Genomic DNA, 2,116 nt, shown 5'->3' with positions numbered 1-2,116 from the left:
GCGCTGTCCGAACCGCCGAGTTCAAGGCAACCGTCGTCAAGGTCTTCGCCGATGCCGGCAGCCTTGAGCAGCGCCATGGCCGGGCTGTTATAGGCGATGAACTTCGCATGGGCGAAAGCGTCGCTGACGAAATCCTTCGACGGCTTGTCCTTGGCCAATGTGTTCACTTGGTCTTTGGCAAAGACCAGCGCCACCGCGTCGAAGAGAACCGAGGGTCCCCCGTTTATCTTTTCGTCCGAGGCGCGGGTTTTGCCATTGGAAAGGGTCACACCCTGGATCTTCGGTGCCACGATAGCGACCACGGCGCCCTCGTCCTTGAACGCCTTTTCGATCGCTTCGACGGTATCCGCATCGGCGCCGTCGCTGAGATAGAGGCCCAGTTTGCGCCCCTTGAAGCTGTCGGGACCGTTCTTGAGAATGCTGAGCGCATCGGAGGCGGGCAGGTCCGTGATCGGCTTGCGGGCAGGGGTCGCGGCTTCGGGCATGTCGGTCACGCCGAGCCCTTCGGCCACGTCCGAGGCCAGCTTGTCATGCACGTTCATCAGGTGGCTCAACATGCGCAGGCGGATCTTTTCGTGCTCGCATTTGGACAGCTCAAACGTGAGCGCATCGGCCATGTGCTTTTGTTCCACTTCCGTCTGGCTGATGTAGAACTGCCGCGCCTGGCTGTAGTGATCCGCGAAGGTTTCGGAGCGTGTCCGCAGTTTCTGGCCCTCCGCCTGTTCGGGATAGCTCTTGAAACCGATTTCCGGGTTCTCGCGCGGGCCGCCGTCGTCGCCCCAGCTGTTGGGTTCGTAGTTGGCGCGGCCCTTGGGGTTGTGCATCGCCATGTGACCGTCTTGCTGGAAATGCCGGACGGGGCATTTCGGCGCGTTGATCGGGATATGCGTGAAGTTCGGCCCGCCGAGGCGTTTGATCTGCGTATCGAGGTAGGAGAAGTTGCGCCCCTGAAGCAGCGGGTCGTTGGTGAAGTCGATGCCGCGCACGATGTTCTGGGTGCAGAAGGCCACCTGTTCGGTCTCGGCAAAGAAGTTGTCGACGTTGTTGTCCAGCGTCAGCGTGCCGATGATGCGCACGGGCACCTGTTCTTCCGGGATGAGCTTCGTCGCGTCGAGGATGTCGAATTCGAAGCTGTCGGCGAAATCGTCGTCGAACACCTGAATGCCGAGATCCCATTGCGGATAGTCCCCCATGTCGATGGCATCCCACATGTCGCGGCGGTGGAAATCCGGGTCGGCGCCGTTGATCTTCAGCGCCTCGTTCCAGACGACGGACTGCATGCCCTGCTTCGGCTTCCAGTGGAACTTCACGTAGTGCGATTTGCCCTCGGCGTTGACCAGCCGGAAGGTGTGAACGCCGAATCCTTCCATGAAGCGCAGGGACCGCGGGATCGCACGGTCGGACATCGTCCACATGGCCATGTGGATCGCTTCGGGCGAGAGCGAGATGAAATCCCAGAAGTTGTCATGTGCCGATTGCGCCTGCGGGAAGCCACGGTCGGGTGCGGGTTTGACGGAATGGATGAGGTCGGGAAACTTGATGGCGTCCTGGATGAAGAACACGGGGATGTTGTTGCCCACGAGGTCCCAGTTGCCTTCGTTGGTGTAGAACTTGGTGGCAAAGCCGCGTACGTCGCGGGCCACGTCGGGTGACCCCTTGCTGCCCGCTACGGTAGAGAACCGGGTGAACGTGGGTGTCTTTTCGCCGGCGCGCTGGAAAATATCGGCGCAGGAGAGTTCGGGAATGGCTTCCTTCAATTCGAAGTGACCATGCACGCCGTAGCCCCGGGCATGGACCACCCGTTCGGGGATACGCTCATGGTCGAAATGAAAGATCTTCTCTCGCATCAGATGATCTTCGAGAAGGCCGGGACCCCGCGGACCGGCCGTCAGGGAATTCTGGTCATCCGCCATCGGCGTGCCCTGCGCGGAAGTCATCGTTTTGTCTGGGTCTGTCGTCTGCTGGCGCGGTTCGCCCCCTTTGCCGAGCTTGATCTCATCAGTCATAATCATGTTCCTCATCAATAAACTGTCAGCATGATGAGGCAGCTAGATCGACCGGACCGGCGGTCAACGAGATCAAGGTAGGGGGGCGCGTCGTGGATATGGTTGCGCGG

Annotated in this window: 1 protein-coding gene; it reads right to left on the bottom strand. The window is 60.5% G+C overall.

Features of this window, described 5'->3' with window-relative positions:
• Positions 1–2,006: catalase (locus tag A3764_RS14815; RefSeq protein WP_067951712.1), on the bottom strand; the 2,006-nt coding region annotated here is incomplete at its 3' end.
• Between the last annotated feature and the right edge of the window lie 110 nt (positions 2,007–2,116).

It is taken from the genome of Sulfitobacter sp. HI0129 (assembly GCF_001635395.1).
Classification (GTDB): Bacteria; Pseudomonadota; Alphaproteobacteria; order Rhodobacterales; family Rhodobacteraceae; genus Sulfitobacter.
The sequence above is the reverse complement of the archived record's forward strand: the minus strand, read 5'-3'. Positions and strand labels throughout refer to the sequence as shown.